Below are 20,857 nucleotides of genomic sequence, written 5' to 3' on the forward strand. Positions count from 1 at the left end.
CCTTGCCTCAGAAATCGGGATGCAGCTGTTTCGACCGGATCGCCAGATAGGGATCCCAGACCGCGCCGGAGGCCGCCAGCACCGCATAGGCGCCGGCCTCGAACAGGCCGGCGATCCGCTCCGGCGTGGTGACGCCGCCCACCGCCAGGATGCGGCAGTCAATGCCGTCGCGCGCGACGATGGTGGTGGCCATCTCGACGCAGGCGCGGGCGATCTGGTAATTGACGCCGCCCATCATGCCGGCGGTGCGGCGGTTCTCTCCAAACGCGGGGGCGCCGTCGGCATCCAGCAGTTCACGGCTGGGGGCGTTGATCATGGTGATGCCGTCGACCACCGGGCCAAGGGCGTGCAACAGCTCGGTCATCCGGGCCGCGTCCGACACGGCGCCGATCTTGACCAGAAGCGGCGTGTCGCCGATGGCGGCCCGCACCGCGGTGGCGATCCGCGTGGCCAGCGGCGTGTCGAGATAGAGCTCGCCCTCGCTCTTGGTCACATTGGGGCAGGAGAAATTGGTTTCGATCACCTGGGCGCCGGCGGCCTTGGCTTCGCGGGCGAGCTGGCAGAAATCCTCGACGAAGGCCTCGGGACTCAGTCCGGGCAGCGCAGTCCCCACCACCGAGACGATGAAGACCTGCCCGGGGCGCAGCGCGGCGCGGCAGGCCCGGATGTCCTCGCGCCAGAAGGCGGGATCGGACGAGGGCATGCCGACCGAGCCGACGGCGGTGGCCCGAAGCGGGTCGGCGGGCAGGGCGCCATCGCCCAGGCGCAGCACTGCGCCCGGATCGGCGGACACGCTGGCGGGATCGGGATAGACCCAGTTCGGTGCCGGATGGGCGATCTTCTTGCGGCTGCGGATGGTCTTGTAGGTCAGGATGTCGAAGCCGAGCCGGCTGAAGCAGTCGAACCAGCGCTCGTTCAGCACCAGGCTGGCGGCGAGCCCGACACGGGAGGCGACAGGCAGGCCGAAGAATTCCTTCATCGGGGTGTCCGGCACCGCGGGGAAGGGGCCAGCGAAGTCCGGGCCGGCGGCGGCGTTCTCCTCAAAGCTCCGGTCGAAGCGGAACAGCGGTTTGTCCAGAACCGGCGGCAGGTCGGTGAGAAAGGGGGCATTCATGGCGTCGGCGTCCTCGGGGCGGTGGGGCGAGACGGGGCGGCGGCGGGGGCGCGGCCTCTTCCGTTCCGGTGCCCGCGCCATCGTTGTGGCGCAGGGTCGGCGCGCGCGGTACCGGCGTGACCGGGTCTCTGAATTTTATTTAGTTGTAAAGTAACTCTCGCCCGATCCCCGGGTCGCTGTCAACGGCCCTGGTGTTGTGGCGGGCCGGGCAGTGGCGGGATGCGCTGTCATTGCATGTCGTTTCAGCGCAGCGTGCCGGCGGGATCGCCCTTGCCGCGCAGGATCAGGAGGCAGCCGAAGGACAGCGCGCCGATGATGATGTAGAGCAGGATCAGCGGCCCGGGCGTCGCCTGCAGGGTGATCAGGGGCGCCGCGATCTGCACGCCGATGGCGGCCAGCGCGAATTGCAGGAACCCGGCGAGACCCGAGGCGCTGCCAAAGGACCGGCCAAGCGCGCCGGTGGCCCCGACCAGTGCGCTCGGCACCAGGATGCCCTGTGCCAGGCTGATCAGCGACACGAACCCGAACAGTGCCCCGAGGTTGATCAGCCCGGCGAGATGCCCCAGTCCGAACAGCAGCGAGGCGGCGGCCAGCAGCCCGGTGCCGAGGCCGACCATCCGGTCGACCCCCAGCCGTTCAGCCAGCCGCCCGGACAGAAACGCCCCGGCCATGAAGCCGAAGGCCGGCAGGGTGAAGAGCGTGCCATAGACCGCCGCATCGAGGTGGTAGTGCCGCTCCATCACGAAGGGGGCAGTGGCGAAAAAGCACTGGGTGACCGTCGCCGCCAGCACCACGTGCCAGATATATCGGTGAAACGGCGGGGCCTTCAGCAGCGCGATATAGGTGCCCACGGGGGGCGCCGTGGCGGCGCTGGGGGCGGTGCCGTTCCGCCGGGGCAGGGCCACGGCAGAGGCCGCCAGAAGCAGCAGCGCAATCGCCACCAGCAGCGCGAAATTGCTGTGCCAGCCGATGCTGGCCTGGATCTGCCCGCCGATGGCCGGGGCGAACATCGGGATCACCATCATGCAGATGGAGACATAGCCCAGCATCGCCGCGGCGCGGTCTGCGGCATAGATTTCATGGACCAGCGCGCGGGAGGTCACCAGACCCGAGGCCGCGCCCACCGCCTGCAGCAGCCGCCCGGACAGCAGCATGCCGAAGCTCTGTGCCGACAGGCACAGCAGGCTGCCCAGCATGAACAGCAGCAGCCCCGCCATCAGTGTCTTGCGGTGGCCGAAGCGGTCGGCCAGCGTGCCGAACACCAGTTGTGGCAGGGCAATGCCGGCCAGAAAGACCGATTGGGTGATCCCCAGCGCAGTGGCACTGATGCCCAGGTCGGTGCCGATGGCGGGCAGCGACGGGATCACCAGCGTCAGGCTGGCGGTTCCGATCCCGGCGCAGAGCCCCAGTGTCGCCACGATCAGCGCGGACCGTCTGCGGCTGAGCGGTGGCTTGCCGGCCTGGCCTGCGGCCCGCTCCTCGGTCTGTGACATCCCTGCTCCTTGTCGCCTCTGTGCCTGTCTGTTGCCCTTGCGGGCGACCGGGGACACCGGCGCAGGTCTGTTCGGGTAAAAATTTTACATATGAAGGAAAGCGGGGCAACCGGGATTGCGCCCGCTTCGGCCCCAACTCAGGGGCGGTTGGGTCCCGGGGTGCCTGCGGAGAGATCAATGGGTGAAAATTCACGCTAAAATTATGGGCAGCCCGCGAACCGAGGCGGGAAAATCGGGGATTCATTTGATATGTGAAAATTCACATAGTAGCGTCAAGACAGGCCAGCCCCGCCGATTCTTCCGGCAGGGCGTACTGAGGGCCAGCAACATAGGACGTTCGTTTTGACCGCTTCAGAGAAATTTCGCATCGGGATCGACGTCGGCGGAACCTTCACCGATCTGGTGTTCACAGGCGACCGCGGCGCGCTTTATACCCGCAAGGTTCCGACCACCCCCGACAACTACGGCCGCGGCATCACCGAGGGCATCAGCCAGCTCATGCAGATGCAGGCGATCGGTCCCGACCGGATCGAGGCGGTGATCCATGCCACCACCGTGGCGACCAACACCATCCTGGAGATCCGTGGCGCCAAGGCCGGCCTGATCACCACCAAGGGCTTCCGCGACGTGCTGGAGTTCCGCCGCCTGCGCATCCCGGAGATGTACACGCTGACCTTCAAGCGTCCGGAGCCGCTGGTGCCGCGCAACCTGCGGTTCGAACTGGACGAGCGTCTGGGCGCCGACGGGCGGGTGATCGCGCCGCTGCAGATGGCGGAAATCGACGCGCTGGCCGAACGGCTCACCGCCGCAGGCGTGGAATCCGTGGCGATCTGCCTGATCAACTCCTACGCCAACAAATCGCATGAGGTGGCGGTGGCCGAACGCTTGGCCGAGAAGATGCCCGAAGGCACCTTCATCACCTATTCGGCCGATCTGCTGCCGGAAATCCGTGAATACGAACGCACCTCGACCACGGTGATCAACGCCTATCTCGGCCCGGTGCTGAAGCGGTATTTCGAGTCGCTGGTGACCGAGCTGAAGGGCATCGGCATCCATGCGCCGGTGCAGGTGATGAAATCCGACGGCGGTGTCATGTCGGTGACCCAGGCGGCGATGAAGCCGGCCTATATCGTCGAATCCGGTCCCTCGGCCGGGGTGATCGGTGCGGCCGATCTGGCCAAGACCGCCGATCTGCCCGACCTGATCACGCTGGATATGGGCGGCACCACCGCCAAGGCAGCGATGGTCGAGGGCGGGCAGGTCGCCAAGACCTCGGATTACGAGGTCGGCGCCGGCATCAACCTGTCCTCCCGTCTGGTGATGGGCGGCGGCCACGCGTTGAAGCTGCCGGTGATCGATATCTCGGAAATCGGCGCCGGGGGTGGTTCCATCGTCGGTTTCGATGGTGCCGGGGTGATGACCGTCGGGCCGCAAAGCGCCGGCGCGGCGCCGGGGCCGGTGGCCTATGACGCCGGCGGCGAGGATCCGACGCTGACCGATGCGATGATCATGCTCGGCTATATCAACCCCGATTATCTGGTCGGTGGCGAGCTGAAGCTGAACAAGCCCAAGGCCCAGGCGGTGCTGCAGGGGCAGGTGGCCGATCGCGTCGGCAAGTCGCTGACCGAAACCTGTCATGGCATCTTCCAGGTGGCGGCGGGCACCATGGTGCGCGCGGTCAAGGCGGTGTCGACCTATCGCGGCCGCGATCCGCGCGACTTCACGCTCTTCGCGATGGGCGGCAACGGCCCGGTGCTGGCGACCGAGATCGCCACTACGTTGGAGATGACCCGTGTGGTGGTGCCGCTGAACCCCGGTGTCTTCAGCGCCTACGGTCTGCTGCGCACCCCGATTCAGCATGAGCTGGCGCAGAGCTTTATCGGCATCCTCGGGGATGCCGGCGACGACGGCATGGACCGCATCTTCGCCGATCTGGAGAAGCGGCTGCGCGATCTGATGGCGGAAGAGGGCTGCAACCCAGATACCGTCCGGATCGCCCGTTTCGCCGACCTGCGTTATTACGGTCAGGCGCATGAGCTGACGGTGCCGGTCGCGCTCGGGGCGGATGGCACCAGCGATCGGGCGCAGATGCGCGAGGCCTTCAGCGCTGAACATGAGGCGACCTATGGGCATCGCACCGACGAGGCCCCGGTGCAGAGCGTGAACCTGCGGGTCGTCGGCACCGTGGCGATGGAGGCGGAGGCCGACATCGATCTCAAGTCCGCGCTGACCCCGCCGGAGGTCGCGAGCCGCAGCCGCGAGGTCTATTTCGGCGCCGCCCACGGCACCTGCCAGACCCCGATCCTGCGCCGCAGCGATCTGGGCGCGGCCCCGCGCAGTGGCCCGATGATCGTCGAGGAATACGACACCACCTGCGTCGTGCCGCCGGAGTGGACGGCGACGCTGGATATCCACGGAAATATTATCCTGACCGCGCAGGAGGATGCAGAATGACCGCCAGTACCGATCCGATCACCGCACAGGTGATCCGCAACGCGCTGTCCTCGATCGCCGATGAGATGGCGCTGGTGATCATGCGCACCGCGCATTCGGCCATCGTGCGCGACTCGATGGATTACTCCACCGGGCTCTGCGACCGCGAAGGCCGGGTGATCGCCCATGGCATGACCATGGCGCTGCACCTGGGCTCCTTCCCCGATGCGATGCAGAAGCTGGTGGCGAAGACCCGGGACGATACCCGACCGGGCGATATCTTCGTCTTCAACGATCCTTACGTCGCCGGCGGCATGCATTTGCCCGACGTCTATATCGTCAAGCCGATGTTCGTTGCCGGAGAGCTGGAAGGTTACGCCTGTTCGCTGGTGCACCAGACCGACATGGGCGGGCTCGCGCCGGGCTCTACCGCCGTCTATGCACAGGAGATCTATCAGGAAGGCGTGCGAATCCCGATCCTCAAGCTCTATGATCAGGGCCAGCCGAACGAGACGTTCTTTGAGATCATGGCGCTGAACAACCGCCTGCCCGAGATGGTCTCGGGCGATATGCGCTCGCAGATCGCCGCGGTCACCAATGCCGACCGGGCCTTCGTCCGGCTGCTGGAGAAATACGGCTCCGCCACCTTCCGGGCCTTCGTCGAGGAGATGCACGACCGCTCCGAGGCGATGATGCGCGAGGAGATCGCCAAGATCCCCGATGGCGATTACAGCTTCACCGATTTCGTCGACGGTCTCGGCGAGACGCCGGAAGAGATCGTGCTGCAGCTCACCCTGCGGGTGGCCGGCGACGAGATCACCATCGACTGGACCGGCACCTCGGGCGAGGTGAAGGGCGCGATCAACTGCCCGATCCCCTTCACCAAGGCCGCCGGCTACATGGCGATCAAATGCGTGCTCGACAGCGATATCCCGAATTTCGAGGGCTTCACCCGGCCGATCAAGACCATCGCGCCCGAGGGCTGCATCGTCAATCCGCGGCCGCCGGCGGCCTGCGCGGCGCGGGCGCTGATGGGCTGGCGGATGCTCGATACCCTGTTCGGGGCACTGGGCCGGATTCTGCCCGACAACACCCCGGCGGCGGGCGAGGGCGGGGTGACCTTCCCGGTGATCGCCGGCCGTCACAATGGCCAGGCCTTCGTCTGCACCGAGACGCTGGCCGGGGCCGGCGGTGCGCTGAACTGGCGCGACGGTGAGCACGGCATCCCCAACCCGGGCGGCAACGGCACCAACCAGCCGGTGGAGATGATCGAGGCGCAGTTCCCGGTGCTGATCACCCGCTACGGTCTGGTGCAGAACTCCGGCGGTCCGGGCAAATACCGTGGCGCCCCGGCCTTCGTGCGCGAATACCGGCTGCTGGCGGATGATGCCGGGCTGATCATGCGCTCCGACCGGCGGCGGCACCTGCCCTATGGGGTCGATGGCGGCTATCCGGGGACGCCCTGCTACAACATCCTGAACCCGGGGCCGGATCAGCAGGTGCTGCCGGTGATGCCGATGATCCAGGTGCCGATCCAGTCGGGGGATATCTTCTGCCATATCTCCGCCGGCGGCGCCGGCAATGGCGATCCGCTCGACCGCGATCCGGAGCTGGTGGCGCAGGACGTGTACCTGGACATCCTCACCACCGATTACGTGGCCGATGTCTATGGCGTGATCCTGACTGCCGAAGGGGCGGTCGATGCCGCGGCAACGGAGGCCAAGCGCGCCGAGCTCGCCGCGGCGCGGGCGGCGATGAGCGGACCCGATACCGGCTATCTTTCGCATTATCTGGCGCCGCTCAATCTGGGCCAGCCGGTGATCGAGGACGAGCGGCTGTTCAGCTGCAGCCCGCTGGCGGCGGAATGATCGCCGGCGCCCGCCCGGTGAAAGCCATGATCCGGGCCGCCCGTCGTGGCGGCCCGATGAAACCGATGACCCGGGTCGCCCGTCGTGGCGGCCCGGAGCAAGCTGTTGCAGGGAAACGCCATGGCTGTTGCATTGTCTGAACCGGCCGCCGGGGGCGGCGATGTGATCGTTCTGGGGGCCGGTATCGTCGGCCTGTCCACCGCGCTGTCGCTGCGCCGGCGCGGCTTCGGTGTGCGGCTGCTGGATGCCGGCCGGCCCGGGGCGGGCTGTTCCTTCGGCAATGCCGGGATGATCCAGGTCGGCTCCTCCCTGCCGCTGGCGATGCCGGGGCTTCTGTCGCAGCTGCCGCGCATGCTGACCGATCCCGAAGGGCCGTTGTCGCTGCGCTGGGGGCATCTGCCGGCGCTGCTGCCCTGGGGGCGCAAGCTGGTTCGCAACATGCGCCCCGAGGCGGTGGCCCGCAACGAAGCCGCTCTTGCCGCGCTGCTCAGGCAGGCGCAGGCGGCTTACCGCCGGCTGACCGGCGATACCCCGGCGGCGGAGGTCTTCCGCCCGCGCGGAGAGCTTTACGTGGTGCGCAGCGCCGCCGCCTTCGCGGGCTACAGCACCAAGATCGAGATCTGCCGGCGCAATGGCGTTGCCGTCGAGGTGCTGGGCCGCGAGGATATTCACGCGCTCGAACCGTTGCTGGCACCGGATTACAGCCATGGCATCTATCTGCCCGGCAGCTCCTATGTGGTCGATCCACAATTGCTGTCGACCCGTCTGTTTGAACAATTCCTGGCCGAGGGCGGCGATTTCGAAACGGTGGAGATCCGTCGCGGCGGCCGCGATGCCGAAGGCCGACCGCAGCTGACTGGTGCCGATGGCCGCCGCTTCGGCGCCGACCGGCTGGTGGTGGCCACCGGGGCGGCGGCCCGCTCGGTCTCGGGCTGGTTCGGCCGGCCCCTGCCGATCGAGCCGATGCGCGGATATCACGTCACCCTGCCGCTGGGCGATCAGGCGGTCTCCGGCCCGGTGATCGAGGGCGAGATGAACATCGCCGTCACCCCGATGCTGACCGGCAACCGGATCGCCGGCACGCTGGAATTCGCCGGCAGCGGCGGCGCGCCGAACTGGCGCCGGGCGGAGATGCTGATGCCGATGGCCTGCCGGATGATCCCCTCGCTGACCGCGCGGATCGAGACACGCTGGAGCGGCGACCGCCCGGGCACCCCGGACAGCGTGCCGGTGATCGGCCCGCGCGCCGGCGACGACCGCATCTGGTATGCCTGCGGCCACGGCATGCTGGGCCTGACGCTGGGCGCCCGCACCGGAGAGCTGATTGCCGCGGCGATGGCCGGCGATGCCCAGGCGGCCGCAGCGCTGGCCGCGACCTCTCCCGACCGTTTCTGACCCCAAGACCCAACCGATCCCAAGCAAAGGAGACGACCCATGAGCGACGATCTCGAAATGATCCGGGTTCCGAATATCTCGGATTTCCTCGAAGGCAACAAAGTGCCGATCTCGCCCGCGATCCGGGCCAACGGCTTTCTCTTCATCTCGGGCGCGCCGCCCATCGATCCGGAGACCGGAGAGCTGGTGCGCGGCGATATCGCCACCCAGACCGATGTGGTGATGCGCCATATCGGGGCGATCCTGAAGGCCTCGGATTCCTCCTTCGACAAGGTGGTGAAGGTGACGATCTACTGCACCAACTCCGCCTATTTCCGCATCGTGAACGAGGTCTACATGAAGTATTTCGGCGATCACAAGCCGACCCGGACCTTTGTCACGGTTGCCTCCTGGCCGATGGAATTCGATATCGAAATAGAATGCATGGCGGTGGCCTGAGGCGGATCGCGCCTGAGCTGACAGGACCTGCGGGGCCGGGGCGGCAGGCCTCCGGCCCCGGGGCAACGATCACAGGCCCCTGGGGGCAGAGGAGACGACGATGTATCTGGGCTATGGATGGCGCGCCAAGATCGCGCAGCTTTACCCCTCGGGCGGGCAATGCGATTTCGAGGTGCAGCGGATGTCGCCCGAAGGTGTGCAATGGCTGACCACCCGGCTGACCTTCACCAAATCGGGGCTCGAGGACGACCACGCGCTGGTCGACGATATCGAGGTGCACGCCCAGCTGGGCGCCGATGCCGGTGTGCAGCTGATGCTGCTGAACTGCACCGCGGCCAGCGCTGTCGTCGGCCCCGATGTCATCAACGGGCGGGTGGAGGCGGCGACCGGCGTGCCCTCCACCACCACCTTCGAAGCGGTGCTGGAGGCGTTGCGCGCCGCCGGGCTGAAGCGCATCGCGCTGATGACCGCCTATGTCGACGAGGTCAACGCCGCCGAGATCGAGGTGCTGAAGGCCGAAGGTTTCGAGGTGGTCGCCTGCGGCGGTATCCCCTGCACCAACCCACTGGATCAGGGCGCGATTCCGCCGGAGCGCTGGTACGAGACCGCCATGAGCCTGAAGGATGTCGCCGCCGACGGGCTGCTGATCAGTTGCGCCGGTATCCAGATCAGCCCGGTGCTGGCCCGGATCGAGGCGGAATTCGGCCGTCCGGTGATCGCCAGCAACCAGGCCGTGGTCTGGCATTGCCTGCGCCGGCTGGGGATCGAGGATCGCTATCCCGGCTACGGCGCCCTGCTGGAAGGGACGTTCGACCCCGCCTGAGGGGGCGAAAGGGCCGGATTGCGCTTGATCCGGCCTGTCCCCACGGATGCTATTTCGGCGGTTGCGACTCCTGAGCCTTGCGGCCGGCCTTGCGCGGCCGGGGCGGCGGGGCGGCGGCGCTCAGGTTATCGATCAGCTTGTGCAGCGTCCCCATCATCGCCTGCAGCTCTTCCGGGCTGACCCCATCGGTGGCGCGGCGGAACACCGCGCGGCGGATCGGCAGCATATGGGCGAAGGTCTCCCGTCCCCGGGGCAGGATATGCACCTCGAAGATCCGCTTGTCGCCCTCGCGCGGCCGGCGTTCGACCATCTCCTGGCTTTCCATCAGCGTCAGCAGATGGCTCAGCGCGGTGCGTTCGATCTGGGTGTGTCGGGACAGTTCCGAAATCGTCAGCCCGCTCAGTTCCGACAGGATCGACAGCGTCCGCCAGATCGACACATCCGATTTGCCGCCGCCGATTTCCTGCACGAACTGCTGGTTCGACATCTGCTCAAGAACGCCGATCCAGTAGAGGATGGAGGTGCGGAAGGAGTCTTCCTCGAGATGATCCGTCATCAGGGCTCTCTGCGGCTGGGGCGGCGGGGACCCTGGGGCGCCCGTCGCGATCCGGAATGATCCGCCAGGCCACATGTTCCGGGGCCGGCAGAGCAGGGATGCGATTTTTTTACCGTTCGATCAACCCTGGGGCGACGGCGGCGCGCGATCACTCCGACAGGAACTTGCCGCGGAAGAAGACCAGCGGCTCGCCCGCGCCGGCGGCTTTCACCCCCTCCACCAGGCCGATGACGATGGCGACAGTGCCGCGGTCGATCACCTGATCCAGCCGACAGTCGAACACGCCGAGCGCCTCGGCATGGACCGGGGCGCCGGTGGCCAAGGTGCCCCAGGCGTCGCCGGCGAAGCGCGCGGCGCGGTCCTCCTCGCCCTTGCCGCCGAAGGCGGTGGCCAGCGCGGCGGTGCCGGCGGGCAGGAAGTTCACCGCGAAGGCGCCGCTTTCCTCGATGCCCTGCAGCGCGCTGGTTTTCTTGTCGACGGAGACCAGCATGGTCGGCGGATTGGCGCAGACATGGGCCGCCGACAGGCCGAGAAAGCCGTTCGGCCCGTCCGAGCCGGCAGTGGTGACCACGGTGGCACCGATGGCGCGTTCGCCCAACGTGCGCCAGAATGCTCCGATATCGACGGCGTCGCCCTTGGCTTCGAAACCCATCGCAAGTTCTCCTTCATAGTGGTCCGCTGCGCATAGCAGAGCCGGGCAGCGCCTGCATCCTCGGGTGGCGCGTGCGGCGGGTCAATCCCGGCCCCGTCCGGGCGGCTGCCTGCGAGAGCGGCAGCCTGTCGCCCGCCTATGGGGCGCAGAAGGCCGCCACCCGCGCCGCATCGACCCCGAGGCGGGCGAGATAGCGGGGCGCCGCCGCCCCGGCCGTGCCGCCGCCGGGCGGCAGGCTGAGGAACTGGCGGCAGAGCTGGTCGAGCTCCAGCCGCTCGGCCTCGAGCTCGAGCGTCTTCAGCTTTTCGCGAAATTCCGCCTGGGCGTCATCGGCGACGCGCGGTTTCAGCCAGCGGCGGACCGCGCGCAGCTCGCGCACCACATGACCGCGCCAGTCGGCGATTCCGGCCTCCAGCATCCCGAGGGCTTCGGGATCGGGCGACAGCCCGGCGTCATCGGCGGCCCAGAGGAACAGTGCCAGGGGGATGTCGGCGTCGAATTGGTCCTGCAGCTCCAGGCAGAGCGGTTGCAGATCCGGCGTCTCGACATAGCGGGCGACGATCCGGGTCCAGACCGAGGCGGCGAATTCTTCTCTTGTCATTCCGGAGCGACATCTCATTTTAGGGACCTCGTGACGATAGGCCAGACAGGACGGGGCGGACAGGGCATGCAGCAGAAAAAGGTGATCGTCGGCATTTCCGGCGCATCCGGCGCGATCTATGGCCTGCGGTGTCTGGAGATGCTGAAGGCGGCGGGCTGCGAGACCCACGCGGTGGTGTCGCGCGCTGGCGAGCTGACCCTGCGTTCGGAATGCGGGCTGGGGCTGGCCGATCTCCGGCCGCTCTGCGACGCGCTGCACCCGATTGGCAATGTCGGCGCGTCGATCGCCAGCGGGTCGTTCCGCACGGCGGGGATGATCATCGCGCCCTGTTCGGTTCGCACCCTGGGCGAGATCGTGACCGGGGTGACCTCGACGTTGCTGACCCGCGCCGCGGATGTGGTGCTGAAGGAGCGCCGCAGGCTGGTGCTGATGGTGCGCGAGACGCCGTTGCATCTGGGCCACCTGCGGACGATGACGGCGGCGGCGGAAATGGGCGCGGTGATCGCGCCGCCGGTGCCGGCTTTCTATACCAACCCGGAAACGCTGGAAGATGTGGTGCGCCATTCGGTCGGCCGGGTGCTGGATCAGTTCGACCTGCAGAGTGATATTCCCCGCTGGGACGGCATGTCCCCGCGCTGAGCGGCAGGGTTCCCGGCCCGAGTTTCGCATCAGGGCGTTTGTTTTTCGATTTCGGACGCCTTCGCCGCCGGCCCCTTTTCCAGCCGCGGCGGGGCCGACACTGTGTCGGCCGACAGCCCGGTCCGGCGGATCGGGACGGTGAACCCCGAGGAGTGGAACGAGCGATGAGCCGGACAATCGACGTGCGCAATCCGCGCAGCGGCAAGACGGATTACCAGATCGAGGTGCCCGATCTGCCGCAGATGCAGCAGGAGGCCGCGCGGCTGCGCGCCGGCCAGGCGACATGGGCCGATATCGGGCTGGAGGGGCGCAAGGCCGCCATGCTGGAGATGTGCGAGGCGGTCGACCGGCATTACGACGCGATCCTCGACGCGCTCTGCGCCGATACCGGCCGGTATGAGATGTCGGTGGCCGAGATCGAGGGGCTTAAGGGCATCACCCGGATGCGGGTCGCCACCGCCGATGCGGCGCTGCAGGCGGTCACCGGCGCCTCGGGCGATGCCAGCCTGACGTTCCGGCAGCAATATGTGCCCTACCAGCTGGTGGGGATCATCTCGCCCTGGAATTACCCGCTGATCCTGTCGATGATCGACGCGATCACCGCGCTGCTGGCCGGCTCCGCCGTGCTGGCCAAGCCTTCGGAAGTGACGCCGCGTTTCGTCAAACCGTTTCTTGCCGCGATTGCCGAGGTGCCGCATCTGCGCGACGTTCTGGGCTATTGCGAGGGCGATGGCGAAACCGGCGGCCAGGTGATCGACCTGACCGATATGGTGGTCTTCACCGGCTCCGTGCCGACCGGCCGCAAGGTGCAGGAACGCGCCGCCGGCCAGTTCAAGACCGCCTTTCTGGAACTGGGCGGCAACGATCCCGCGGTGGTGCTCGACAGCGCCGATGCGGCTGTGGCGGCAGAGATCATCGTCCGCGGCGCGATGGAGAACAGCGGCCAGCTTTGCTGTTCGATCGAGCGGGTCTATGCCGGGCCGGAGATCTTCGAGCCGCTGCTGCAGGAGGTGACCGAGCGTACCGCGGCGATGACCCTGAACACCGAGGGGCTGCAATCCGGAGAGCTGGGGCCGATCATCTTCGCGCGTCAGGCCGAGGTGCTGCAGGCGCAGCTGGACGATGCCGTGGCCAAGGGCGCCCGCATCGTCACCGGCGGCAACATCGTCGAGAAGGACGGCGGCCTCTGGTGCGAGCCGACGGTTCTGGTCGATGTCACCCAGGACATGGCGATCATGCAGGAGGAGACCTTCGGCCCGATCATCCCGATTGCCCGTTTCTCCGATCCCGCCGAGGCGGTGCGGCTGGCCAACGATACCGGCTTCGGCCTCTCCGCCACCGTCATCGGCGCCGAGCAGGCGGCGACCGAGATCGGCGAACAGATCAACGCCGGCGGTGTCTGGATCAATGATTTCGACACCATGGGCGGGGTCGGAGATCAGGCGGAGAAGACCGCGTTCGGGGTCTCCGGCCTGGGCGGCACCCGTTATGGGCCCGGCGGCTTCTTCCGCTTCCTGCGCAAGAAGGCGCTGGTGGTGCGCAAACCGGCATCGGCATAAGAGGGCAGGCAGATGAAAGATCGTATTTTCTCCGGCGCCTCGGCCGAGGACTTCGCGGGCTTCGCCAAGGCGGTGATCGACGGGCGCCATATCCATGTCTCCGGCACGCTGGGACAGGACCCCGAGACCGGTGCGCTGCCCGAGGCGGTGGATGCCCAGCTGGAAAACGCGCTCGCCTCGGTCGAAAAGACCCTGGCCGAAGCCGGTTTCGCCATGGCGGAGGTCAAGCAGGCGCGGGTCTTCATCACCGATGCGGCCTATCTGAAGGACGTGGCCATGGTTCTGGGCAGGACCTTCGGCGACATCCGCCCGACCAACACGCTGCTGGTCTGCCAGATCCCCACCCCGGGCGCCAAGGTGGAGATCGAGATCTCCGCCGCGCACCCGGCGGGTTGACGCCCGGCTTTCCCCGCCGCCCGGCGATGGCTTCCCATTGATCTGCCTCCTCCGGTACAAGGGAGGCAGTATCGGCGGCGGATCGGGGGAAGAGGGCGGAGTGTCTGAACAGATGGCATCCTTGGCGCCTTTCAAGGGACTGTGGCGGCAGGAGCTCGGCGGCGAGGCCCGCACCCTGCGCAACACCTTCCGCGCGCTCGCCGCCGCGCCGGAGATCCATGCGCCGCTGTCGGATGCGTCCCAGGGGCTGTTCTCGGTCCGGGTCGATATCGATCCGGCGGACGGTCAGGGGTTCTGGCGGTTCCTGTCGCTCGGCGATCAGATCTATTGCGTCATCACCGAATGCAACTACGCCCAGCCGCGGCTGGAAGAGGTGCGCGACGAGGGGTTCGTCGAATTCCACTTCCTGCTGGAGGGGCCGGTCAACCTCGGTCTGCCCGACCCGCAGGACCGGGATGACGCGGCCGTCGGTGCCCCCAACAATGCCGCCAACGGCGCGGCGGCCCTGGCGGTCTCCGAGGCGACGCTGATCGCCTGCCGCAGCGCATCGGACGTCAATTACACGGTGCAATGCCCGCGCGGCCCCTTCCGCATGATCGGCATCTATGTCGATCCGGCGCTGCTGCGCGAAAGCTATGCCTTCACCTCGGCCACGGCGGCGCAGCTGACCGGGCCGCAACCGGGCCAGATCTCGATCATCGAGAAAAGCCTCGATGTCGATTTCGTTCGCGCGATCCAGGAATTGCGGCTGAATCCCTTCGAGACCCGCCGCGACCTGATGCGCGCCCTGGCCAAGCTGCAGGAACTGCTCTGCCTCAGCGCCGATGCGCTCGACAGCGGCGCGGCGCAGGACAGCTCTCAGGTCTTTTCCCAGCGCGAGCTGGAGATGTTCGAAGAGGCGCGCGATCTTCTGGCGACGGATTTCACCACCTATTACACCGTCAGCACCCTGTCACGCCGTTTGGGAACCAATGCGACCAAGCTGAAGGCCGGGTTCAAGTTTCTCTATGGCAAGACCATCTTCGATTTCCGCAAGGCGCATCGGATGGATCACGCGATGATGCTGCTGAGCGAACGCAACATGACCATCGCCGAGGTGGCGGCGAGCGTCGGCTACGCCCGCCAGGCCAGCTTCACCGCCGCCTTCAAGGCGCATTTCGGGTTCCTGCCAAAGGTCGCCCGGCAGATGCAGGCGGGCAGCCGCCCCGAGGCTGCGGGCCGCGACTAGAGATCGCGCAGCAGCGTGCGGGCGGCGCGGGTGCCGCTGGCGGCGGCCCCGGTCAGCAGCGACTGCGTCAGGTAGTCGCCACAGAAAAAGACGGTTTGCGGAGCCGCGTCACGCCGATCCAGAAACGCCCGGAGCCGGGCCGCATAGCCGGGATAGAACACCGGCAGCTTGTGTTCGATCCATTGTTCGTGCCGGTCGGTCACGGCGGTGTCGAAAGCGGGATAGAGCGTGCGCATCCGGTCGGCGATCATCGGGTGCAGGTCGGCCTGCCGGCCCTCCGCCTTCGCCCGGGCGACCGCTTCGGGTGAGAGTTGCGCATAAAGCTGTGGCGCCTGGCCGGTGGCGGCGTTCCCCGGCAGCTGCTGATAGGTGGCGATGGGGCCGGCGACGTCAGCCGCGAAGAAATTCATCCGCGCCGGCAGGTCGCGGTTCAGTCGGTAATGCACGATGCCGAGTGAGTTGTAGCGCACCGCCTCGAAAAACGTCCGGTCGGCAGTTTCCAGCCCGGGCATCAGGGCGGGGACGCGGCTGCCTTCCACCGCCATCACCAGCCGGGTGCCGCGCAGGATCAGCGGGCCGTCGGGGCCATCGGCTCGGACCTTGGCGCTGCCGTCGGGGTCGATCTCGACCCGGCGTACCGGGGTGGCGCAGGAGATATCGAGATCGCGGGCCAGCGCCCGGGGCAATTGCCCCATGCCGCCCTTGAGCACCCAGATATGGCTGCCGCCCAGCAGATGCGGCGTGGTGGAGGCGAAGAAGGCGCCGGAGATATCGTCGGTGTTCCAGGCCCGGGTGCCGCGAAACACCGGCGCGACCATCCGTGCCAGCACCCGCGGGCCCAGCCGGCGGCGGATATGATCGCTGAGCGTTTCACCATCCGCAGCCATCGCGCTGGTGGCGTCGTCGGGATCGGTGCGCAACCGCGCTAGCATCATCGCGGCGGCATAGGGCAGGAATCTCAGCCGGTCGCCCAGCGTCAGCCCGGGGGTCAGCAGGCTTTTGGGGCCGGGCATCAGCTCGACGGTCCAGTGGTCCGACGCGCCGATGCAGTCGGCGCTGAGGTGACGCACCTCGATCAGCTGGTCCTTGAGCCCGAGCTCGTCCAGAAGGGCGTTGAACGGTTTCGAGAATGGATAGATCAGCCGCGCGCCGGTGTTGAAGCGGATACCGCGCACCTCCATGTCGCCGACCCGGCCGCCGGGCACCGCGCCGGCCTCCAGCACCTTGACCGAAAGCCCGGCGCGCTGCAGCGCCCGCGCCGCCACCAGGCCGGAGATACCGGCGCCGACAACGATGACATCGTAATCCGTTCCGCTCATGGTTTGAGGGCCTCTTCCGTGGTGATGAGTTCGATCAGCGCCGGGCCGTCGCCGGTCAGTGCGCGGGCCAGCGCCGGGGCGAATTCCTCCGTCCGGGTGACCTTGAAGCCGCGGGCGCCGTGGGCGGCGGCGAGGGCGGTGAAATCGATCGGCGCCAGTGCCGTGCCGCTGCGGCGCCCGAAGCTGCGCGACTGGGTGGCGGCGATGGCGCCGTAAAGGCTGTTGTTGAAGATCAGCGTCACGATCGGCAGCCGGTAGAGCACGGCGGTCGCCAGTTCCTCACCCTGCATGGTGAAACAGCCGTCTCCCGCCAGTGCCACCACGCGGCGGCCGGGCTGGCTGGCCTGCACCCCGATGGCTGCAGGCAGTCCGTAGCCCATGGCGCCGCTTTTCGGGCCGAGCTGGGTGCCGGCGCGTTCATGCGGCAGATAGCGCTGCGCCCAATGGGCGTAGGCACCGGCGCCGGTGGTGATCATCGCATCCTCCGGCAGCGCGACGCGCAGCTGTTGCATCACCCGCCGCAGATCGATCGGGCCCCGGCCGGGCGCTCCGGTGGTGAAGGCTTGCCGCGCCCGTCGCAGCCCGTCGCACCAGCCCGGTTCTGGCCGGCAGGCCGGCGGCTCGGCCAGCAGCGCCCGCAGCACCGGGCCGGGGTCGGCGCAGATCGGCAGATCGGGACGATAGACCGCGGTCAGCTCGTCCGGGTCGGGGTGCACATGGATCAGCGGGTGATCGGGTTTCGGCACCGGGATCAGGCTGTAGCCTTCGAAATCCTTGCCGCCGAAGGTGTTGATCTCGCCCAGCCGCATGCCCAGCACCAGCACCAGATCGGCGGCGCCGATCTGCCGGGCGAGGGCCGGATCGGCGCCGATGCCGATCTCGCCGGCGAACCCCGGATGGCTGGCCGGCATCAGGTCACGCCGCCGGTAGGAGGTGGCCACCGGCAGGCCGGTGGTACTGGCGAGATCGCGCAGCGCCGCGACATCGGCCGCCGCCCAACCGGTGCCGCCGGCCAGCAGGATCGGCCGCCGCGCAGCGGTCAGCATCCGGCGCAGCGCCGCGAGCTCGGAGGGGGCCGGGGTCAGTGCCGGTCGGGGCGGCGGGCTGGCGGGCAGCGCCGCGATCGGCAGGTTCTCGTGCCAGACCTCTTCGTGGATCGCCAGGACGACGGGGCCGCGCTGTCCCGCCATCGCCCGCGCCCAGGCGGTGGCGAAGAGCTCGGGCAGCCGGGCGGCCTCGGTGCAGACCCCGGTCCATTTGGCGATCGGGCCGAAGCTCCGGGCGAAATCGTCGCCCAGAAAGGGTTCGCGCCCCATGATCCGGCGCGATGGCTGGCCGACGATGGTGATCAGCGGCGCCGCATCGGTGCGCGCGGTGTGCAGCGCCAGCGTCGCGTTCAGCGCCCCCGGCGCCCGCCCGGCCAGAAAGATCCCGGGCCGGCCGGTGACATGGCCCGCCGCCTGCGCCGCGACCGCCGCGCCGGCCTCGTGCCGGCAGGAGATCATCGCGCTGCCCTGCGCCTCCAGGGCGTCGATCAGCTCCAGAATGCCTTCGCCGGGAACATGGAACACCGGCGCGGGCGGCTGTGGGCCGCTGCCGCCCCACAGCGCGATCATCCGGGCCAGCGCCTCGGCGCCGTTCATCGTCGCGGGATGCGGGCGGTCTTCTGTCATCTCGGGGGCGCCTCCGGTCGGTCTGGTTGGTCTGGGCTGGCTGATCTGATCGTTTCCCTGTTTGACCGCCGCGGCGGCGGCGATGCAATGTCCCGGATCGGCGGTGCCGGGCGGATCGGGTGGAAACGTCTGAAAAGAGAAAAATTGCACCCGGAATGTGAAACCCCGCCACTGGCATGACCGGAGAGGGGCTGAATAATGATCCCATGCCGCAACCGGCATATCAGCAGATCAGAACAATGACTCCCGCGCGCCGGGGGCGAACAGGGATCCAGACATGACACAGATTTTCGGGACGCAGGTCGGTCGGACGGACGGCGCGGGCTTTGCGATCGACCGGCGCGGCCTGCTGGCGGCGGGCGGCGCGGCGGGGCTTCTGGGCGGGCTGATGCCCTTCGCTGCGGCGAAGGCCGCACGCGCAGGCGGCACCCTGGCGATGACGATCAATCCCGAACCGAACGCCATGGTCTCGGCCTTCAATACCGCCTCTCCGGTGGCGGTGATCTCGGCCAAGATGACCGAGGGTCTGCTGCATTACGATTTCGACCTGAACGCCCATCCGGCGCTGGCCACCGGCTGGGAGATGGCCGAAGACGGGCTGTCGATCCGCTTCGACCTGCGCCCGGGGGTGAAATGGCACGATGGTGTTGATTTCACCTCGGCCGATGTCGCCTATTCGATCCTGCAGATCCTCAGGAAACACCATCCGCGTGGCAAATCGGTCTTCGCCAAGGTCACCGATGTGGAGACCCCCGATGCGTTGACCGCGATCCTGCGGCTCAGCGAACCGGCGCCGGCGCTGATGTATGCGCTGTCTGGCTGGGAATCCCCGATCGTACCCAAGCACATCTATGACGGCACCGACGTGCTGACCAACCCGGCCAATAACGCGCCGGTCGGTACCGGCCCGTTCAAATTCGTCGCCTGGGAGCGCGGCAGCCATATCATCCTGGAGGCCAACCGGGATTACTGGGGCAGCGCCGCGCCGGTACTCGACCGTCTGGTGGTGCGCATCATCACCGATCCTTCCGCCCGGGTGGCGGCCTTCGAGGCGGGAGAGCTGCATCTGGGCGGCGACGGCCCGATCCCGGTCAGCGAGGTGAAACGCTTCACCGAGAGCCCGAAGTTCCAGGTCGAGACCCGGGGCACCGAGCTGAACAACAGTCTCGACGTGGTGGAGCTGAACCTGCGCAACGAAATTCTCGCCAAGCCGGAGGTGCGCCAGGCGCTGATGCATGCGCTGAACCGCGACCTGATGATGCAGGTGGTCTATTATGGCCTGGCAGAGCAGCTGACCGGTCCGATCCCGCAGTCGTTGCCGCATCTCTATACCGCCGATGTGCCGGCCTATCCCTACGATCCGGATCGGGCACGGGCGCTGCTCGATGCCGCAGGCCATGCCGCGGGATCGGATGGCATGCGGTTCGGCCTCAGGCTGATCGCGCCGGCGATCGGCGACACCTATGACCGGGCCGCCCAGTTCATGCGCCAGCAGTTCAAGGCAGTGGGTATCGATCTGGAGCTGGTCTCGGCCGATGTGCCGACCTTCATCCGCTCGGTCTATGGCGAATACGACTTCGACCTCAGCATGTTCCCGGCCTCGGTCACCGCCGATCCGACCATCGGGTCGCAGCGGTTCTACTGGTCGAAGGCGATCGCGCAGGGCACCCCCTTCGTCAATGCCTCGGGCTATTCCAGTCCGGAGATGGACATGTTGCTGGAGGCGGCGGCGGTCGAGCCCGATCCGGCGCGGCGCAGGCAGTTCTTCATCGAGTTCCAGCAGCGAGCGATGGCGGATTTGCCGATCCTGCCGCTGGCCCGGCCGATCTATGTGACAGTCGCCAGCGCCGATGTCGAGAACTTCGTGGTGGGACCCGAGGGCGTGCGCGCCAGCTACGGGTCGCTGGCCTTCGCCTGATCCGGTCATGACGGTTCCTCTGCCCCGCATCGGTGTGATCATGCTGGATACGGCGTTTCCGCGTCCGCCGGGCGATATCGGTGCGCCCGAGAGTTTTGCCGAGAGCTGCGCCGGCGGGGTGATCTATGACCGGGTGCCGGCCGCCACAATCGCCCGCGTGGCCGCGGGCGATCCGCGCGATCCGTCGCTGATCTCGGGCTTCATCGCCGCCCGCGACCGGCTGGTCGCCGCCGGGGCGGAGCTGATCACCACCTCCTGCGGGCTGCTGGTGTTCCATCAGGCGCGGCTGGCAGCGGGCTGCCCGGTGCCGGTCACCGCCTCGGCGCTGCTGCAGCTGCGGTTGCGGCTGGCAGAGCTTGGCGGGCCGGTCGGAGTGATCGGGCTGCAGGCGGCCGGGATCAGCGCCGATCATCTGCGCGCGGCCGGGGCGCCGCCGGATCTGCCGCTGGCCGGTTTCGCCGGCGACAGTCACCTGCTGTCGGTGCTCCGCCGCAACCGCGCGGATGTCGCCGCCGATCCCGCCCGCGCCGGGGCGGAGCTCCTGGCGCTGGGGCGCGGCCTGCGCGACCGGGTGCCGGACCTGCGCGGCATCGTTCTCGAATGCACCAACTTGCCGCCCTACAAGGCGGCGCTGGTGGCGGCGCTGGATATCCCGGTGTTCGATTTCATGGACTGGCTGCGCGATGTCGCGGCCGGGCGGGCGGCGCCTGATGGCACGCCCCGCATCGCGTCCTGACCGCGGAAGGAGGACC

At 68.0% G+C, this 20,857-nt stretch carries 18 protein-coding genes; 11 read left to right on the plus strand and 7 right to left on the minus strand.

Annotated features, from left to right (window positions below; all coding sequences use genetic code 11):
• Nucleotides 1-7: 7 nt before the first annotated feature.
• Entirely contained in the window at nt 8-1,114 is a 1,107-nt protein-coding gene (locus tag QO033_RS13795; RefSeq protein WP_284481558.1) for a beta/alpha barrel domain-containing protein, read from the minus strand.
• A 242-nt stretch (nt 1,115-1,356) separates the two neighbouring features.
• Nucleotides 1,357-2,607 carry an MFS transporter gene (locus QO033_RS13800; RefSeq protein ID WP_284481559.1) on the minus strand — a complete coding sequence of 417 codons (1,251 nt, stop codon included), beginning with the start codon at nt 2,605-2,607 and terminating at the stop codon, nt 1,357-1,359.
• Between the two features lie 342 nt (nt 2,608-2,949).
• On the opposite strand from QO033_RS13800, the gene QO033_RS13805 reads away from it, so the two are divergent.
• The 5 genes from QO033_RS13805 to QO033_RS13825 all read left to right on the plus strand — a co-directional run bounded on the left by QO033_RS13805 (nt 2,950) and on the right by QO033_RS13825 (nt 9,564).
• Nucleotides 2,950-5,061, plus strand: a complete 2,112-nt coding sequence (locus QO033_RS13805; protein ID WP_284481560.1) for a hydantoinase/oxoprolinase family protein — start codon at nt 2,950-2,952, stop codon at nt 5,059-5,061.
• Nucleotides 5,058-6,908 carry a hydantoinase B/oxoprolinase family protein gene (locus tag QO033_RS13810; protein WP_284481561.1) on the plus strand — a complete coding sequence of 617 codons (1,851 nt, stop codon included), beginning with the start codon at nt 5,058-5,060 and terminating at the stop codon, nt 6,906-6,908. Before QO033_RS13805 ends, QO033_RS13810 begins: the two co-directional genes overlap by 4 nt.
• 120 nt (nt 6,909-7,028) lie before the next feature.
• Nucleotides 7,029-8,303, plus strand: a complete 1,275-nt coding sequence (locus tag QO033_RS13815) for an NAD(P)/FAD-dependent oxidoreductase (RefSeq protein WP_284481562.1) — start codon at nt 7,029-7,031, stop codon at nt 8,301-8,303.
• Nucleotides 8,304-8,342: 39 nt separating this feature from the next.
• Complete coding sequence (locus QO033_RS13820; protein WP_284481563.1) at nt 8,343-8,741, plus strand: Rid family detoxifying hydrolase; 399 nt, start codon at nt 8,343-8,345, stop codon at nt 8,739-8,741.
• Nucleotides 8,742-8,841: 100 nt separating this feature from the next.
• Complete coding sequence (locus QO033_RS13825; protein WP_284481564.1) at nt 8,842-9,564, plus strand: maleate cis-trans isomerase family protein; 723 nt, start codon at nt 8,842-8,844, stop codon at nt 9,562-9,564.
• Between the two features lie 49 nt (nt 9,565-9,613).
• Here the strand turns inward: QO033_RS13825 and QO033_RS13830 are convergent, their stop codons facing one another.
• The 3 genes from QO033_RS13830 to QO033_RS13840 form a co-directional block, all read right to left on the minus strand.
• Complete coding sequence (locus tag QO033_RS13830; RefSeq protein WP_284481565.1) at nt 9,614-10,120, minus strand: MarR family winged helix-turn-helix transcriptional regulator; 507 nt, start codon at nt 10,118-10,120, stop codon at nt 9,614-9,616.
• A 148-nt stretch (nt 10,121-10,268) separates the two neighbouring features.
• Nucleotides 10,269-10,772 (minus strand): flavin reductase family protein, encoded by a 504-nt coding sequence (locus QO033_RS13835; protein ID WP_284481566.1) that lies wholly within the window; start codon nt 10,770-10,772, stop codon nt 10,269-10,271.
• A gap of 136 nt (nt 10,773-10,908) precedes the next feature.
• On the minus strand, nt 10,909-11,373 hold the full coding sequence (locus tag QO033_RS13840) for a TIGR02444 family protein (protein ID WP_284481567.1): 465 nt from the start codon (nt 11,371-11,373) through the stop codon (nt 10,909-10,911).
• Between the two features lie 66 nt (nt 11,374-11,439).
• Here QO033_RS13840 and QO033_RS13845 point away from each other — a divergent pair, with 66 nt between their 5' ends.
• The 4 genes from QO033_RS13845 to QO033_RS13860 all read left to right on the plus strand — a co-directional run bounded on the left by QO033_RS13845 (nt 11,440) and on the right by QO033_RS13860 (nt 15,195).
• The gene (locus tag QO033_RS13845) at nt 11,440-12,012 is read left to right on the plus strand and encodes a UbiX family flavin prenyltransferase (RefSeq protein ID WP_284481568.1); all 573 of its coding nucleotides are present in this window, start codon (nt 11,440-11,442) and stop codon (nt 12,010-12,012) included.
• A gap of 164 nt (nt 12,013-12,176) precedes the next feature.
• The gene (locus QO033_RS13850; protein ID WP_284481569.1) at nt 12,177-13,571 is read left to right on the plus strand and encodes an aldehyde dehydrogenase family protein; all 1,395 of its coding nucleotides are present in this window, start codon (nt 12,177-12,179) and stop codon (nt 13,569-13,571) included.
• Nucleotides 13,572-13,583: 12 nt separating this feature from the next.
• Nucleotides 13,584-13,967 carry a Rid family hydrolase gene (locus QO033_RS13855; RefSeq protein WP_284481570.1) on the plus strand — a complete coding sequence of 128 codons (384 nt, stop codon included), beginning with the start codon at nt 13,584-13,586 and terminating at the stop codon, nt 13,965-13,967.
• 112 nt (nt 13,968-14,079) lie between these two features.
• Nucleotides 14,080-15,195 (plus strand): helix-turn-helix domain-containing protein, encoded by a 1,116-nt coding sequence (locus QO033_RS13860; RefSeq protein ID WP_284481571.1) that lies wholly within the window; start codon nt 14,080-14,082, stop codon nt 15,193-15,195.
• Here the strand turns inward: QO033_RS13860 and QO033_RS13865 are convergent.
• Nucleotides 15,192-16,514, minus strand: a complete 1,323-nt coding sequence (locus QO033_RS13865) for a protoporphyrinogen/coproporphyrinogen oxidase (protein ID WP_284481572.1) — start codon at nt 16,512-16,514, stop codon at nt 15,192-15,194. The two genes, QO033_RS13860 and QO033_RS13865, sit on opposite strands and share 4 nt — an antisense overlap.
• The gene (locus QO033_RS13870; protein ID WP_284481573.1) at nt 16,511-18,187 is read right to left on the minus strand and encodes a thiamine pyrophosphate-dependent enzyme; all 1,677 of its coding nucleotides are present in this window, start codon (nt 18,185-18,187) and stop codon (nt 16,511-16,513) included. Before QO033_RS13870 ends, QO033_RS13865 begins: the two co-directional genes overlap by 4 nt.
• Nucleotides 18,188-18,464: 277 nt before the next feature.
• Between QO033_RS13870 and QO033_RS13875 the strand changes: the two genes are divergently transcribed.
• The gene (locus tag QO033_RS13875; protein WP_284481574.1) at nt 18,465-20,105 is read left to right on the plus strand and encodes an ABC transporter substrate-binding protein; all 1,641 of its coding nucleotides are present in this window, start codon (nt 18,465-18,467) and stop codon (nt 20,103-20,105) included.
• 7 nt (nt 20,106-20,112) lie between these two features.
• Entirely contained in the window at nt 20,113-20,841 is a 729-nt protein-coding gene (locus tag QO033_RS13880; RefSeq protein WP_284481575.1) for an aspartate/glutamate racemase family protein, read from the plus strand.
• Nucleotides 20,842-20,857 lie beyond the last annotated feature (16 nt).

This window comes from Pseudodonghicola flavimaris (assembly GCF_030164425.1).
GTDB classification, from domain to species: Bacteria; Pseudomonadota; Alphaproteobacteria; order Rhodobacterales; family Rhodobacteraceae; genus Pseudodonghicola; species Pseudodonghicola flavimaris.

Coding starts and splice junctions, on each gene's coding strand:
- QO033_RS13810 (WP_284481561.1), top strand. CDS start 5,058: ATGACCGCCAGTACCGATCCGATCACCGCACAGGTGATCCGCAACGCG.
- QO033_RS13820 (WP_284481563.1), top strand. CDS start 8,343: ATGAGCGACGATCTCGAAATGATCCGGGTTCCGAATATCTCGGATTTC.
- QO033_RS13875 (WP_284481574.1), top strand. CDS start 18,465: ATGACACAGATTTTCGGGACGCAGGTCGGTCGGACGGACGGCGCGGGC.
- QO033_RS13865 (WP_284481572.1), bottom strand. CDS start 16,514: ATGAGCGGAACGGATTACGATGTCATCGTTGTCGGCGCCGGTATCTCC.
- QO033_RS13830 (WP_284481565.1), bottom strand. CDS start 10,120: ATGACGGATCATCTCGAGGAAGACTCCTTCCGCACCTCCATCCTCTAC.
- QO033_RS13815 (WP_284481562.1), top strand. CDS start 7,029: ATGGCTGTTGCATTGTCTGAACCGGCCGCCGGGGGCGGCGATGTGATC.
- QO033_RS13845 (WP_284481568.1), top strand. CDS start 11,440: ATGCAGCAGAAAAAGGTGATCGTCGGCATTTCCGGCGCATCCGGCGCG.
- QO033_RS13855 (WP_284481570.1), top strand. CDS start 13,584: ATGAAAGATCGTATTTTCTCCGGCGCCTCGGCCGAGGACTTCGCGGGC.
- QO033_RS13870 (WP_284481573.1), bottom strand. CDS start 18,187: ATGACAGAAGACCGCCCGCATCCCGCGACGATGAACGGCGCCGAGGCG.
- QO033_RS13840 (WP_284481567.1), bottom strand. CDS start 11,373: ATGACAAGAGAAGAATTCGCCGCCTCGGTCTGGACCCGGATCGTCGCC.
- QO033_RS13860 (WP_284481571.1), top strand. CDS start 14,080: ATGGCATCCTTGGCGCCTTTCAAGGGACTGTGGCGGCAGGAGCTCGGC.
- QO033_RS13880 (WP_284481575.1), top strand. CDS start 20,113: ATGACGGTTCCTCTGCCCCGCATCGGTGTGATCATGCTGGATACGGCG.
- QO033_RS13850 (WP_284481569.1), top strand. CDS start 12,177: ATGAGCCGGACAATCGACGTGCGCAATCCGCGCAGCGGCAAGACGGAT.
- QO033_RS13800 (WP_284481559.1), bottom strand. CDS start 2,607: ATGTCACAGACCGAGGAGCGGGCCGCAGGCCAGGCCGGCAAGCCACCG.
- QO033_RS13825 (WP_284481564.1), top strand. CDS start 8,842: ATGTATCTGGGCTATGGATGGCGCGCCAAGATCGCGCAGCTTTACCCC.
- QO033_RS13795 (WP_284481558.1), bottom strand. CDS start 1,114: ATGAATGCCCCCTTTCTCACCGACCTGCCGCCGGTTCTGGACAAACCG.
- QO033_RS13835 (WP_284481566.1), bottom strand. CDS start 10,772: ATGGGTTTCGAAGCCAAGGGCGACGCCGTCGATATCGGAGCATTCTGG.